Origin of the sequence: Collinsella sp. TM04-29, from assembly GCF_003466565.1 — a bacterium.
Taxonomy (GTDB): Bacteria; Actinomycetota; Coriobacteriia; order Coriobacteriales; family Coriobacteriaceae; genus Collinsella.
In genome coordinates this window covers 747,959-762,304 of the sequence record NZ_QSPW01000001.1, presented here as the reverse complement: position 1 = coordinate 762,304, position 14,346 = coordinate 747,959, and the positions used below count along the sequence as shown (strand labels likewise).

The following is a 14,346-nucleotide window of genomic DNA, read 5'->3' as shown; positions in this document are numbered from 1 at the left end:
ACACGTGAAAGGGGTCCCTATGGACCTTGCTGACATCCGCCAGACCATCGATGGCATCGACACCACGCTCCTCAACAGCTTTGTCGAGCGCATGGACATTGCCACCGAGGTCGCCAAATCAAAGATCGAGATGGGCAAGGCCGTCTTTGACCCCGCCCGCGAGCGCTCCAAGCTCAACAACCTTGCCGGTCGCGCGCCCGAGCGCTACGAGGCGCAGACCATCGCGCTGTTCCGCCTCCTCATGAGCATGAGCAAGGCCGAGCAGCAGCGCTATATCAACGAACTCAAGGGCATCACGGTCTCGCAAAAGGCCCACGCCACTGCCGAGGCCTTCGACACGCCCTTCCCCCAGACTGCCAGCGTCGCCTGCCAGGGCGTTGAGGGCGCCTACAGCCAGATCGCCGCGTGCAAACTCTTCGACGTGCCCGATATCGCGTTCTTCGACACCTTCGAAGGTGTCATGCGCGCTGTGCGCGACGGATTCTGCGAGTTTGGCGTACTGCCCATCGAAAACTCCACCGCGGGCTCGGTCAACGCGGTCTACGACCTGCTCGCACAGTTCGACTTCCACATCGTGCGCTCGCTGCGCCTCAAGATCGACCACAACCTGCTCGTCAAGCCCGGCACCAAGCTGCAGGATGTTCGTGAGGTCTACAGCCACGGTCAGGCCATCGCGCAATGCGCCGGCTTTATCGAGGCGCACGACCTGCACGCCACCAAGTATCTCAACACGGCCATGTCGGCCGAGATGGTCGCCAACTCCGAGCGCACCGACGTCGCCGCCATCGCCTCGCGCAGTTGCGCGGCGCTCTACGGCTTGGAGGTGCTGGAGCCCAACATTCAGGACTCGGACAACAACTACACACGCTTCGTCGTCATCAGCCGCGAGCCGCGCGTCTACCCCGGCGCCAACCGCACCTCGCTCATGATCACCACAGCCAACGAGCCGGGCGCCCTCTATCGCGTGCTCGAGCGCTTCTATGCGCTCAACATCAACCTCATCAAGCTCGAGAGCCGTCCTATCCCCGGCCGCGACTTTGAGTTTATGTTCTACTTTGATCTGGACTGCCCATTTGGCAGCAAGGCCCTCGACGACTTGCTCGACTCCATCGATGACGTGTGCGAGAGCTTCACCTACTTTGGCAGCTACACGGAGGTGCTCTAGATGACCGATACCGCCGCAACCCGTCCCTACGGCGTGCTGGGCCGTGTGCTGGGCCACAGCTACACCCCGACCATCTACAAAGAGCTCGCTGGGCTTGAGTACGTGCGATTTGAGCGCGAGCCCGAAGATCTTGAGGCTTTTATGACGGGTAACGAATGGGAAGGCACCAACGTGACCATCCCCTACAAACGCGCCGTCATGGAATACCTGGACGAGCTGAGCCCGCTGGCCGAGCGCATGGGCAACGTTAACACCATCACACGCTTGCCCGACGGCCGCCTGCGCGGTGACAACACTGACTATTTCGGTTTTCAGTGCCTAGTTGAGGAGTTGGGCGTAGAGGTTGCCGGCAAGAAGGCCCTCGTGCTCGGTGCCACCGGTGGCGCGGGTACTACGGCCAGTATGGTGCTCGGAGATCTGGGTGCCATCGTCGTACCCGTGGGTCGCACGAGCGAGGTCAATTACAGCAACATCGCTCAGCAGTCCGATGCAACGCTGCTCGTCAACTGCACGCCCGCCGGTATGTTCCCCCACTGCCCCGACGCTCCCTGCACGCTCGAAGGCCTCGATGCGCTCGAGGGCGTCATCGACATTGTCTACAACCCCGCCCGCACGGGTCTGATGCTCGAGGCCGAGCGCCGCGGCATCCCCTGCATCGGCGGCCTGCTCATGCTTGTTGCCCAGGCGGCACAGGCTGTAGAGCGTTACACCGGCCAAGCTACCCCGCGCAAGCGTATCTTGGACGTAACGGAGCGTCTGTCCCGCCGCGAGCAGAACATCGCGCTGATTGGCATGCCGGGCTCGGGCAAGACCCGCGTGGGCGAGCAGATCGCCCAGCTCACGGGTCGCGAGCACATCGACTTGGATCGCGCGCTCGAGGAGCGTCTGGGCATGCCCTGTGCCGACTTTATCGTCGAGCGCGGCGAGGCGGCCTTCCGCGAACAGGAGACGGCTGCGCTGGCCGACATCTCCAAGCGCAGCGGCCTGGTGCTCTCCACCGGCGGCGGCGTGGTCACACGCGACGAGAACTACCCGCTGCTGCACCAGAACAGCCAGATCGTGATGCTCAACCGTAAGCTCGACGAACTCGCCCACAAGGGTCGCCCCATCACCGCCCGCGATGGCATCGACAAGCTGGCCAAGCAGCGCATGCCACGCTACCGCGCCTGGGCCGACTACATCATCGACTCACGCGATTGCGCCGCCAACACCGCCCAAGCCCTCCTCGACACCCTCTAACCTGCCAAAAAGGGACAGGTTTATTTTGACAGGTTTTATCTGGGCAAACGCCGAAGATCGCATGGCCAGCCACGCCAACCAACCGCAAAGGAAGCAACCATGAAAGCACTCGTCATCAACGGCCCCAACCTCAACATGCTCGGCATTCGCGAGCCGGGCATCTATGGCAGCGACAACTACGACCGCTTAGTGCAGATTTGCCAGGAAGCGGGCGCTGCACAGGGCTTCGACGAGGTCGATGTCTTCCAGTCTAACCACGAGGGCAGCATCGTCGACAAGATCCAGGAGGCCTACGGCAAGGTCGACGGCATCGTCATCAACCCGGCGGCCTACACGCACACGAGCGTGGCGATCCTCGATGCGCTCAAAGCCGTCGCCATCCCGGCCGTCGAGGTGCACATCAGCGCCGTAGAGACGCGCGAGGACTTCCGCCAGGTGAGCTATGCACGCCTAGCCTGCTTCGCCACTATCACTGGCGAAGGCCTCCAAGGCTACGCCCACGCGTTGGAGCTGCTGAAAGAGTATCTGCTACACTAATCCATGGGACTAAATAATCAGGTTTGTTTGTCCCAAAGCTTAAGTAGCTGTCCAATTGACATACAAAGGAGCATATCCATGTCCCAGTACGATTACCTAGTCGTCGGCGCCGGCCTCTCTGGCGCCGTCTTCGCCAACGCCGCCAAGCGCGCCGGCAAGTCGGTCCTGGTCATCGACCGCCGCGACCACATCGCCGGCAACATCTACACCGAGGACGTCGAGGGCATCCAGGTCCACCGTTACGGCGCCCACATCTTCCACACCTCCATGAAGGACGTCTGGGACTACGTCAACCGCTTCGCCGAGTTCAACAACTACGTCAACTCGCCGGTAGCCAACTTCCACGGCAACATGTACAACATGCCCTTCAACATGAACACCTTCGCCAAGATGTGGCCGGGCGTCGTCACGCCAGCAGACGCCCGCACCAAGATCGCCGAGCAGGTGGCCGCCGAGAACATCGGAGAGCCGCAGAACCTCGAGGAGCAGGCGCTGTCGCTCGTCGGCCGCGACATCTTCGAGACGCTCGTGAAGGGCTACACCGAGAAGCAGTGGGGCCGTGATTGCAAGGACCTGCCCGCAAGCATCATCAAGCGCCTCCCCTGCCGCTTCACCTACGACAACAACTACTTCAACGACCGCTACCAGGGCATCCCCATGGGCGGCTACACCAAGATGGTCGCCAACATGCTCGAGGGCGTCGAGGTGCGCTGCGGCGTGGAGTACAAGGAGCTGGCCGCCGCCGAGCCCGACATCGCCGCCAAGACGATCTACTGCGGCCCCATCGACGCGTTCTACGACTTTAAGCTGGGCACGCTCGAGTACCGTAGCCTGCGCTTTGAGACCGAGACGCTCGACGAGCAGGACCACCAGGGCGTTGCCGTGGTCAACTACACCGAGCGCGAGGTCCCCTACACGCGCATCATCGAGCACAAGCACTTCGAGTTCGGCACGCAGGAGAAGACCGTCATCACGCGCGAGTACCCGGCGGACTGGAAGCCCGGCGACGAGCCCTACTACCCCATCAACGATGCCAAGAACGAGGCCCTCTACAAGCAGTACGAGGAGCTGGCGGCGCAGGAAGGCGACGTGATCTTTGCCGGACGCCTGGGCGGCTACAAGTACTACGACATGGACAAGGCCATCGCCGCGGCCTTCGAGCTTGTCCGCAACGAACTGGGCGTGGAGCCGACTGAGGCGTAGAGACAAAGGCGCATTAGCTAGCCACCATAAGCAAACAGAATGCCCGGTGCAGCGCGAATGCTGCACCGGGCTGGCTTTGGGCATCCCCATCATTATGGAACTCTTAGCCACCGGACTCGTTCCGCTCTTCCACACCGCCATGCTTTCAGCAGCGTTTATGTTCCTGTACGGACTCTCGCTCACTACGGGCTTTATCCTGGACTCCGTAGCCAAAGTGGACAGCAAGCAGTGGGAACTGAGGGTAAATGCGGAGAGCACCGATTAATACCCTTGCATGAAATCACAAAGTTATAGTTTTGAATTAAAAAATAGGAGTAATGCTGATTTTGATATCAGTTCAACTGAGTCCATTCATACAGAACCTGGTTCCGTAGGTAAGACGCAGGCGGCCTTTCAATCATTTCATTAGCTTGATTTTCTATTCTGGTCAACCGAATGCGACCTTCATTTGAAATACCATAATAGTCAAAATATGCCGTAGCTGTTTTATATAGATCTACGTTCTTTTTCTGCATATCGATTAGTTCAAGAAGACATTCTTCCGCATCATCTCTCATATCCATGCAATATAAGGAACCAATCTTTAATAGCTGTAACTCAGAAGTTACACTTCGCAAGCGTAAAGAATCAGCAGTATCCACAACACTGGCATATTCGCCCTCGTCACATAATCTGAGCAAATAATTCTCAGTCACTTCGGGGTCTTTTTCAAAACACGAAGGACCTCTATCTCCCACTTCAATCAAATAGCTTCTATAACATGTAATGATCGTAAGGCCGAAGATTATCGAAAGACATAAGAGGAGGCAGCCTTTATTAGCCCAGTTAGTAAATCCGAAGGATAATTCTTTTATAGAATATTTTTCATTTCCGCGAGACAAAAACAGAACTAACAGTAAATCAATGAAACCGAATTGGATGTCAATATCAACCATAAAATGAAGCAGCATTAAAACAATGCCAGCAACCAAGAATGAGCTATGGGGAATATTGCTACGCTCCTTAAATATGCAGATTATACGCGTGATACAGAACCATAAAAATGCAGTAAGCGCGAAAATGCCACCGTCAAGCAGAATTTGAAGATAGCCACAATGGATGACATTGGCAGAGTATTGCGCACTTTGAACGAATCGATACGATTGTCGCCAAGCACCAGGGCCGATTCCGATAAAAGGGCTAGACCCAGCCAATCTAAGTCCATCGTATATTTGAATAATTCGCTCAATAAATGTCTGCACCGACTCCACAATACGCCCCGACATCATGTCATAAATACACAATATGAGGACAAGCCCAAACACGGCGAGCAAAAATGAGGCCATAGACCGCTTTTCCAATATCAAATAAATCATAAGGCCAAAAACGACCAATATGGCAACGGCGACCGAACGCGTCAGGACAAGCGCAATAAATGGCACTAGACAATCAATTTTTGTAAACAAAGGACTATCGAGCAGCAATAAAAATGAAAGCGCAAACCAAACGGCAGCGGTATTAGCGTATTGAAAAAACGCCTGAAGACGACCAGCGCTAACATAACCAAAAAAAGAAGGGAAAACAAAAAATAGTAAAATAGCAGCTGCAGAAGAAATGAAACAGATGTAGCGTAATCCCCCAATCAGGTAATTGAAATCAAAATCATCAACCGAAGTAAAAACAAATGACGAAGACAGGAACATGCAATAAGGGGCAAGATGAGCAAGCGAGTAAGAGCCATAACCGCATGCAAAAGAAGATATAAGCCCAAGAAATACCATGGCAGCCATGCTTATATTTCTTTGGAAATTTAGAATTTCGAATTTTGAGCGATCAATAACGATAATAAACAACAGAAAAAAAGAAGCAATAAAAGAAATGCTAGAATTATAGCCCCCCTGGAGTAAAAGAATAGCCCCGAGTAAACACAATAGCGTCCATTGAGTTCTTTTATTCAATTCAATTACCTCGTCGTATATAAATAAAAAACGGAGACCCCTGATGGAGTCTCCGTTCAACCCAATCAGCAAGGTTTACACGAGACCATTTGCATCCATACGATGCAAGAAGGCAGCCATATCCTGCCTAACAACATCCGACATTCCACGGAAGGTTCGGGTGCCATTGGCCTCAGCCCAACCCTCTGATACGCCATTCTCCGAAAGCCAAAGGACTTCCTCATAGTGAGGAGTGGACTCGTTAACGTCAGAAAACGGGTTCGAGCTCGAAGCGACACCGCCCTTGTTCAAGTAATCCGAAAGACGCTTAAGGAAAGCAGCCATATCCTGACGCTTAACGCTATCCATGCCCCTAAATTGATAACCAGAGGATACCTTCCATCCAGTAGAGATTCCAGTCTGCGCCAACCAGCAAATCTCCTTATAGTGGGGTGTGGAAGAAGTCACATCGATAAATGGTGAAGTTGCAGGTGCAACAAATACGGGAGATCCGGCTAGACGATAGAGAAATGCCGCCATGTCCTGACGCTTAACGCTATCCATTCCACGGAAAGTACGCGAACCGTTCTGTTCAAGCCAACCTTCAGATATTCCACTACTAGCAAGCCAATGAATATCCTCTGAATGAGGAGTTGAACTATCAACATCAGCAAACTTGATATTTCCCTCAGAACCCTGTTCGGTCTTTTCTGAAGTATCGAAGAACCACCAAAGACCATCTTTCTTTACAAGCGCGAGATTTTCATTTTCAAAATCAAGGTCTTCGTAAGCATCATATTCAAACGGGACAATGACGGTGCCATCGGTCTTGATTAGGCCCCATTTACCATTATTATCCTTAGCCCACCAAGCAGCGCAAGAAGAATGATATAAAGAACCTGGAGAAATATAAGACCTTGATGACTCAACGTTCTGCATGCAAACTGAAACGGCATTAGTCCCAATCATAAAGCGGTCGAGACCATTAGACGTTAACAAATAAACTGGTGAAGAGGGGGACATTTCGCCAGCAATCAACTTACCGCCACATAACTGCATAAAAGCATAAGAATCAAGTGTACCAACAGTCTTTTTATGGACTAAATCGATAAATGTCGTCGGCTTTGCGCTGCTTGATTCGTTGAATTTATGAATCGAAATGAAACCATCAAGGTAAGAAGGATATACCCAATATGAAACCATATCTCCACAATCGTTCTTACTGCAATGATCTTCATACAGAATATCACCATCTAAATTCAACAGTCTGACGACCCAATCTCCAGACTTAGCATCATTTGACGTAATGGCAATCGCTGGAGCCGAATCGTAGCCACTAGAAGATGACCCGTCGTAAGCAGGGCATAAATAAGCGTTTGAATTATCGCTAAAACCGGGAACAAGTTTATCTTTTATCACGCTACCGTCCGCGTCAAACAAAACACTCTTGGACGTCTTAGTGTCAAAGTAAACATAACGCCGCGATCCGTCAAAGGAATCAAAGCCCTCCGTGTTCAAATACAGCGCATCCGAATTATTGCTGAATAAAGATTCAATCCATTCTGCACGATCGCCATTGCAGGAATAAACCTCCTTCCATCCTGATTGATCATTTTTCTGAACGAAAACGAATTCACCAACGATTTTGAAGCTGCTGCAATCATATAGATGTTTTACAGCCCCTTTGTATTCAATTTCTACCCTCGAGCCGTGACCGTCAGCAGTACTGCTTCCAGAGATATAGCGGACTAGGAAGGCAATTCCATTTCGATCGAAACCAGTTTGATAATAATTGCTTGAAGAGGGAGATTCATCAGCTACAAACTCACCCAAAACTCCGTCATTAATCTTAAAATAGCCTTGACTCCAAGCTACATTTTCAGAACCTTCTTCACGAGTGCAATAATTAACGTTAAGACAAGTATTGTCTGAACCAAAATTAAAATAACATTTTTCACATGAAACAGGCATTACCGAAGAGCTCAGCTTGGTACCAGAATTAGTGTTATATAAGGTAACCATAGTAGATTGATTTTGAACCATCGCTTTAGCAAACAATGTCGCATCCTGTGAAAATTCACCAGTCACATCACCAGCTTCAGCATTGGCAACAATTTTCTTCTTATTAATGTCATAATAGCCACTATTCTGGGATTTTTCTGATCGTTTCCGTAAGACAGCGGAACGAGGCCTTTGTCGAAGTGATAGCCGGCACCGTAGACGCTATTTGAAATATGAGTATCAACACCAGAAACAGTATCCAAGAGAAGATTTCCAAGCGAGTCGACCAAATCGATATGATCGCCCTTACGCATGATAGCAGCGCCGTTCGACACGCCATAGACATCGTCATACACAAGACCCTTTGAATTGGTAATGCCCTTGGCGGTATATGCTTCAGATGCTACGGGTGCCAAGAAAAGTGCGATGAGGCCAACGAGAAGGCCATATACGCCCATTCTCAAACGAATTTTCATAGGAACTCCTTTTTTCACTTTCCCCCACCAATAAAACAAATCTAGAGTATCAAATATATTAGGAATATGAACTTCCGATTAGGCAATTTTCGGTAAGCGTGTTAAGCAACCGAAATAAGCTACAGCAAACCGCGCAAATTATAGAAGCTCGCGAAGGCTCATTCGATGCATAAACGCAGCCATATCTTGCCTCTTCACAGAATCCATGCCACGAAATGTGCGAGTTCCGTCAGCCTCAATCCATCCCTGGGTAATTTCATATTGAGATAACCACAGCACTTCATGACGATGCGGGGTATCAGCCACAACATCAATGAATGGGTTTACGCCCTCTCCGTAATAAGGATGACCGAGATAGACGGACAAGCGGTTCAAAAACGCAGCCATATCCTGTCTTTTTACTGAATCCATTCCGCGAAAAGTTCTTGAGCCATCCGCCTCCGTCCACCCGCTAGAAATGCCCGAACTTGCCAACCAAATGATTTCCTTATAATGCGGGGTTGACTCGTCTACGTCCGAGAAAAAGCAACTTGCATTATTCGAAGTTATCGAAAAATCAGGGCTACCGGCAAGACGATACAAAAAAGCAGCCATATCTTGACGTTTCACGCTATCCATGCCTCGAAACGAATAAACCCCATTTCCTTCGTCCCAACCAGTCGAAATACCTGTTTGATAGAGCCATAAAATATCTTCCGCATGTGGAGTAGAAGGATTTACATCTGAAAAATGATAAGACGGGGTTGCCGGGACATCAGGATTTTCAGAAGTATCGTGCACACAATTCGAGCAAGGCGTTCTACCTTCGCTCCGTGCTTCGCCAAGAGACATTGATATGGGGTTTTTCATACCAGAACAGTCGATTACATAATGATATTTCGTACCAGTTCTTGAACAATATACCGTTCGGTTTAAATCAACAGCAAACGCAGTTTTCGGCGCCAATGCTAAGGACGTTGCTATAGCAATAGTAATTATTAGCACTATAATTGATGGTAATAAAAGAACGCGAAAATACCCTCGTTCTGCATTGAAATCAATTTCATTCATAGGGACCCTCCTTAAACAACTAATTTAACAATCTAAAATTCGTTTATAGAAATCAGAAACACTACTTCGAATTCGATCTCTATATCTATTACGACTGTCAAGATCTTCAAAACCAAAACCGGGAGTCTCGGGGATGCTCTCGAGTGAAATTTCATTCCATCGGGAGCCCATCCTTAAAACAGCGTTTTGCTTAATTGGGTAGTATTCTTCGTCAACATTAATAAACGCACCCGAACAGCCAAAAGAAGAAGCAATGAGATGTGGATGATACCGAGATGAAATCCACTTCTGATCACACCGCACCGGCAGACCTTCCGAAAGCAACTCAAGGGTAGAGTAAAAACGAAGGCTGTTTCCTCGACCAATCAAATAGTCATATATGTATCTGTCTATAATGGGATTACATTCGACTACCCCGACAAGGTCGATGCCAGGTTTAACCCCCCATGCTTTAAGCGTACGATCAACCGCATCAAATACCAAACTCGAATCACAACAAAATTCATGCTGAACACAAACCATATATTCTGGCAACAATTCACTTGCGTCGGTTTGGATGCAATCTTCCAAGCCGTTGATAAAGCAGTCATCAACATCTAAGCGTAGATTGCGAACGCCATTAAGAGCATCATAAGTATCAGCATCACGAACCCCAACATAATCGAAGCTCTCAAAAGCAGCATTGACATACGATAGGTCATCTTTCGAAAGCGGCATCAACCCCAAACCCGTGGCAATAGCTGGAATTCCATGGTCTGTGGCCCAGCGCCCAAGTTCCAAACGCGCCAAATTAGGCTTCCAGGTCCCATTTAAATACCCGCCGCCCAAGTAATGAACGCCGGCGATAGCGTCCTCAAGCAATTTGACCCCACTAGCGTAGTGGGGATTTCCTCCTTGCCAGTCCAACGCTCGCCTAACAGCGAATGCTATCTCAGAAACTGATTCGAGATTATGGTTGCCTTTAACAAATTCATTTTCGAAAGTAAGGCGCGCAATAGTGTCAACGCAGACTAAATTCTTATGAATACCGTACAAAATAGCTGCAGCGGAACCCGGCCTATTACAGTCAAGAATGACCGGAAGATCGGGATCAATACTCGAAATATACCGAAGCCATTCTCGGGCAATAAGTTCATCACCGTAATTCGGCCATCCGGGCTCGCAAATCAAATATAAGGCCTTGCGTTGGGGTCGAGGTTGACGACTCTGGTCAAAAGAAATAAGTTTTTGGCCAATAGAACCTAATAAGCCCATCAAACCTCCGCTTCAAATAAATTGGTGTACAGTATTTTAAACCAGATGACAGACCAGAAACGTCAATGATCCCAATACAAAAAGGCCGGGCAAGCGACCCGGCCTACTCTTCTCTGGTGCTCCATGGCGGATTCGAACCGTCGACCTTGGGATTAGAAGTCCCCTGCTCTATCCAACTGAGCTAATGGAGCCTGAATGTATACTAACAAAAGTACTATATGGCGATAGATATAAAAAGCGAATCAACCATGAAAAATGGTACGAACCAAACGGAGTAATTATCCCGTTACGCCACCGAGCGAAATTGAATCATGAAAAATCCTTAGCAAATGAGCAGCTTCTTCGCGCGACAAACGAGCAGAATTCACTCCATAATCAATAAGCTCACCGAAACCAAAATGCCGTTGCAATAAACTCAGCCATTCTATGGCATCAGAGCTCGACATGAGCTCGTCGCCATAAAAGGAATCCCGTTTAGCATCGAACTCAGGCAAATAGCCTTCATTCTTAAGCCAATAAATCGCAAATGATCCAGGCGAAGAAATGTCAACGTCCAAGAAAGGATTTACAAACTGATTTTTATCCCCGTCTCTTACATTGGGATCCAGTTCTTTGACAAGTCTAAAGACAAAAGTAGCAAAATCCTGCCGTTTAATCTTTTCCTTTCCCCTAAATTCTCGATGAGTATTATCTATAGCCCATCCCCTTGTAATTCTCTTTTCTACCATCCAATTAATATCCTGGGCGTATTTCGAATTCCGATCAACATCAATAAAATCAAAGCTGAATTGATCATGATAAGCGGAACATACAGTACGAACAGGGCCATCCATACGTAACTCGCCTTTTTCAATCCATATCGCACGCTGACAAATGCGTTCAACTTGCTCCATAGAGTGAGACACGAATAGAACCGTCACGTCACCACTCTCAATGAAATGCTGAATGCGACGCTCGCACTTCTCTTGAAAAAAGACATCTCCGACCGAGAGTGTTTCATCGACAATCAAAATGTCAGGTTCAGTTATAGTGGCAATCGCAAACGCGATGCGTGCAATCATGCCCGACGAGAAATTCTTCAGAGGCATGTCGACGAAATTATCGAGTTCAGCAAAATCAATAATTCCATCAAAGTTTACATCGATAAACTCCTTGGTGTACCCAAGCAGCGCACCGTTCAGATATATGTTCTCACGCGCGGTAAGCTCGGGGTCAAAGCCCGCTCCAAGCTCGATAAGCGGCGCAATATTCCCGTGAACCTTAACCTTGCCCTCGCTGGGTTCCAAAACGCCGGCGATGATCTTAAGCATCGTAGACTTGCCGGAGCCGTTAGTACCAACAAGGCCAACGACCTCACCGCGATGCACATCGAACGAAATGTGCTTAAGCGCACGGAACTCCTCAAAGAACAGCTCGTGCTTAGCAAGCTTAATGAAATACTCTTTGAGGTTCGTAAGCGATTCAGACGCCATGTTAAAGATCATGGTGACATCTTTGACCTCAACAGCAAGGGGCTGCTTGCTGTAATCAATAGCAGATTCAGTCATGAGCAGCACTCCTTAGATGTAGAGGATAAACTTGTGCTCGGTCTTGTGAAAGACGGCGTAACCAATAGCAAGAGCAAGAATAGCCCAAACAACACACAGCCAAAAGGTAAGCGCAGAAGGCACGGTATTAAACAGGAAGATATCACGCATAAACTGGAGGTAGTTGTACATGGGGTTCACAACCACAAGGACCTGGATCCAATGTGCCATTTGGCTGATAAAGTCTGTCGTCCAGAAAATCGGCGTCAAATACATCCAAGCAGTAATAACAACGCTCCACAGATGCATAACGTCACGGAAGAAGACTGCCAATGCTGACAGCATCATGCCCAAACCCATACAGAAGCACATGAGCAACAGCAGGCAAACCGGCAGAAGAATTAAATGCCAAGTAGGAGCCACGCGGAAAAAGAGCATAACAAGGGCGACGGCAACCAAAGAGAAGGAAAAGTTGACGAGCGAGAACAACACCTTCTGCACCGGGAACACCCAACGATGCACTTTGACCTTCTTCAGCAACGAGGACGCCCAAATGATAGACATCAGCGCCTGGTTCGTCGATTCGGACATGACGGAGAACGTTACGTTACCGACAATCAGGTAAAGCGGATACAACTCGGGGGTAACAGAGCCATTACGGCCTTGCGCGAAGATTGTCGAAAACACGATCGACATAACAATCATCATCAGCAGCGGGTTAAGCACGGACCATGCCACACCCAGAACACTGCGACGATATTTAATCTTAAAATCTTTGGTGACAAGCTGCTTAAGAATGAACTTGTCCTTTTCAAAATCATTTTTAGCGTGAGAGGCCGGTTTAGCCACCGCTTTCTGACTCTCTACGTTGTCAGCCACGGACCATCTCCTTGTCTCGTAAAACATAACAGTGGAAAGTATAGCCCTCCCACGTAGACGATAACTCACCGCAACAAATCTGGAGAACTAACCCATATCTAATCAAAGGGGAAGGCGATAGGTATACTTTCGACCAGATAAGTCATTAAAGGAGGTCCTATATGGACTATTCGAATACCGCCGTCATAATTCCCTGTTACAACGAAGCGTTGACGATTGGCAAAGTTGTCGACGATTTTCATCGAGAGCTGCCCGGTGCAGTTGTCTATGTTTACGACAACAACTCGTCCGATGACACTTCGCAAGTCGCAAAACAGCACGGGGCCACGGTGCGTCACGAGCCTAGACAAGGCAAAGGTAACGTATGTCGCCAAATGTTCCGTGATGTCGATGCTGAATGCTATCTAATGGTTGATGGAGACGACACTTACCCCGCCGAGGCGGCAAAGGCGCTTTGCGAGCCCATCCTTAACCGCGAAGCCGATATGACCGTTGGCGATCGCCTGTCAAACGGCACCTATGCCGAAGAGAACAAGAGGGCCTTCCACGGCTTTGGCAATAATCTTGTTCGCGCCATGATCAAGTGGATTTACGGCTACAGCTTCGACGACGTGATGACCGGCTACCGAGCCATGAGCAAACCCTTCGTCAAGACCTTCCCCGTTTTGAGCGAGGGCTTCCAGATTGAGACCGAGCTCTCCATCCACGCTGTCGATCACCGCTGGCGAATTAAAGACGTGCCGGTGGAGTATCGCGATCGGCCCGCAGGCTCCGAGTCCAAGCTCAACACCGTTAGCGACGGCATCAAGGTCATCGCAATGATTGGAACGCTCTTTAAAGACTATCGTCCGCTCAAGTTCTTTACACTTATAGCGCTCATCTTCGCCATCATAGGCCTTGCCCTCGGAATTCCAATTGTTATGGAGTACTTCCAAACCGGCTTAGTCCCCCGTTTCCCCACGGCCATACTTGCGGCCTCATTCATGTTCCTGTGTGGGTTGAGCCTAGCAACGGGACTAATCCTCGACTCAGTAGCAAAAGTCGAAAGAAAACAATGGGAGCTACAAGCCTATAAAACCTATTCAAAATAAGAAGAGGTC

Annotated in this window: 12 protein-coding genes, 1 tRNA gene and 1 pseudogene; 6 read left to right on the top strand and 8 right to left on the bottom strand. The window is 49.6% G+C overall.

Annotated features, from left to right (window positions below; translation table 11 throughout):
- Nucleotides 1-19 precede the first annotated feature (19 nt).
- The 5 genes from pheA (at nucleotide 20) to DXD39_RS10130 (ending at nucleotide 4,409) form a co-directional block, all read left to right on the top strand.
- Complete coding sequence (gene pheA / locus DXD39_RS03415) at nucleotides 20-1,165, top strand: prephenate dehydratase (protein ID WP_117803126.1); 1,146 nt, start codon at nucleotides 20-22, stop codon at nucleotides 1,163-1,165.
- Nucleotides 1,166-2,404 (top strand): shikimate kinase, encoded by a 1,239-nt coding sequence (locus tag DXD39_RS03410; RefSeq protein WP_117803125.1) that lies wholly within the window; start codon nucleotides 1,166-1,168, stop codon nucleotides 2,402-2,404.
- 99 nt (nucleotides 2,405-2,503) lie between these two features.
- Nucleotides 2,504-2,941 (top strand): type II 3-dehydroquinate dehydratase, encoded by a 438-nt coding sequence (gene aroQ, locus DXD39_RS03405; RefSeq protein WP_117803124.1) that lies wholly within the window; start codon nucleotides 2,504-2,506, stop codon nucleotides 2,939-2,941.
- A 78-nt stretch (nucleotides 2,942-3,019) separates the two neighbouring features.
- Entirely contained in the window at nucleotides 3,020-4,144 is a 1,125-nt protein-coding gene (gene glf / locus DXD39_RS03400; protein WP_117803123.1) for a UDP-galactopyranose mutase, read from the top strand.
- Nucleotides 4,145-4,190: 46 nt separating this feature from the next.
- Nucleotides 4,191-4,409, top strand: coding sequence for a hypothetical protein (locus DXD39_RS10130; RefSeq protein ID WP_117803122.1), 219 nt, complete (start codon nucleotides 4,191-4,193; stop codon nucleotides 4,407-4,409).
- Nucleotides 4,410-4,476: 67 nt separating this feature from the next.
- Here the strand turns inward: DXD39_RS10130 and DXD39_RS03390 are convergent, their stop codons facing one another.
- From DXD39_RS03390 to DXD39_RS03355, 8 genes and pseudogenes are all read right to left on the bottom strand, one after another.
- Complete coding sequence (locus tag DXD39_RS03390; RefSeq protein WP_117803121.1) at nucleotides 4,477-5,913, bottom strand: O-antigen ligase; 1,437 nt, start codon at nucleotides 5,911-5,913, stop codon at nucleotides 4,477-4,479.
- A gap of 243 nt (nucleotides 5,914-6,156) precedes the next feature.
- Nucleotides 6,157-8,148 (bottom strand): S-layer homology domain-containing protein, encoded by a 1,992-nt coding sequence (locus DXD39_RS03385; RefSeq protein WP_147347881.1) that lies wholly within the window; start codon nucleotides 8,146-8,148, stop codon nucleotides 6,157-6,159.
- On the bottom strand, nucleotides 8,145-8,537 hold the full coding sequence (locus DXD39_RS03380; RefSeq protein WP_117803119.1) for a hypothetical protein: 393 nt from the start codon (nucleotides 8,535-8,537) through the stop codon (nucleotides 8,145-8,147). Before DXD39_RS03380 ends, DXD39_RS03385 begins: the two co-directional genes overlap by 4 nt.
- 138 nt (nucleotides 8,538-8,675) lie before the next feature.
- Entirely contained in the window at nucleotides 8,676-9,587 is a 912-nt protein-coding gene (locus tag DXD39_RS03375) for an S-layer homology domain-containing protein (RefSeq protein WP_117803118.1), read from the bottom strand.
- A 24-nt stretch (nucleotides 9,588-9,611) separates the two neighbouring features.
- The gene (locus DXD39_RS03370; protein ID WP_117803117.1) at nucleotides 9,612-10,841 is read right to left on the bottom strand and encodes a polysaccharide pyruvyl transferase family protein; all 1,230 of its coding nucleotides are present in this window, start codon (nucleotides 10,839-10,841) and stop codon (nucleotides 9,612-9,614) included.
- A gap of 114 nt (nucleotides 10,842-10,955) precedes the next feature.
- Nucleotides 10,956-11,032: transfer RNA gene (locus DXD39_RS03365), tRNA-Arg, on the bottom strand.
- 591 nt (nucleotides 11,033-11,623) lie between these two features.
- Nucleotides 11,624-12,388, bottom strand: a pseudogene (locus DXD39_RS03360) (ABC transporter ATP-binding protein); the annotation flags it as partial.
- 12 nt (nucleotides 12,389-12,400) lie between these two features.
- On the bottom strand, nucleotides 12,401-13,246 hold the full coding sequence (locus DXD39_RS03355) for an ABC transporter permease (RefSeq protein WP_233541093.1): 846 nt from the start codon (nucleotides 13,244-13,246) through the stop codon (nucleotides 12,401-12,403).
- A gap of 161 nt (nucleotides 13,247-13,407) precedes the next feature.
- On the opposite strand from DXD39_RS03355, the gene DXD39_RS03350 reads away from it, so the two are divergent.
- On the top strand, nucleotides 13,408-14,337 hold the full coding sequence (locus DXD39_RS03350; RefSeq protein WP_117803115.1) for a glycosyltransferase family 2 protein: 930 nt from the start codon (nucleotides 13,408-13,410) through the stop codon (nucleotides 14,335-14,337).
- Nucleotides 14,338-14,346 lie beyond the last annotated feature (9 nt).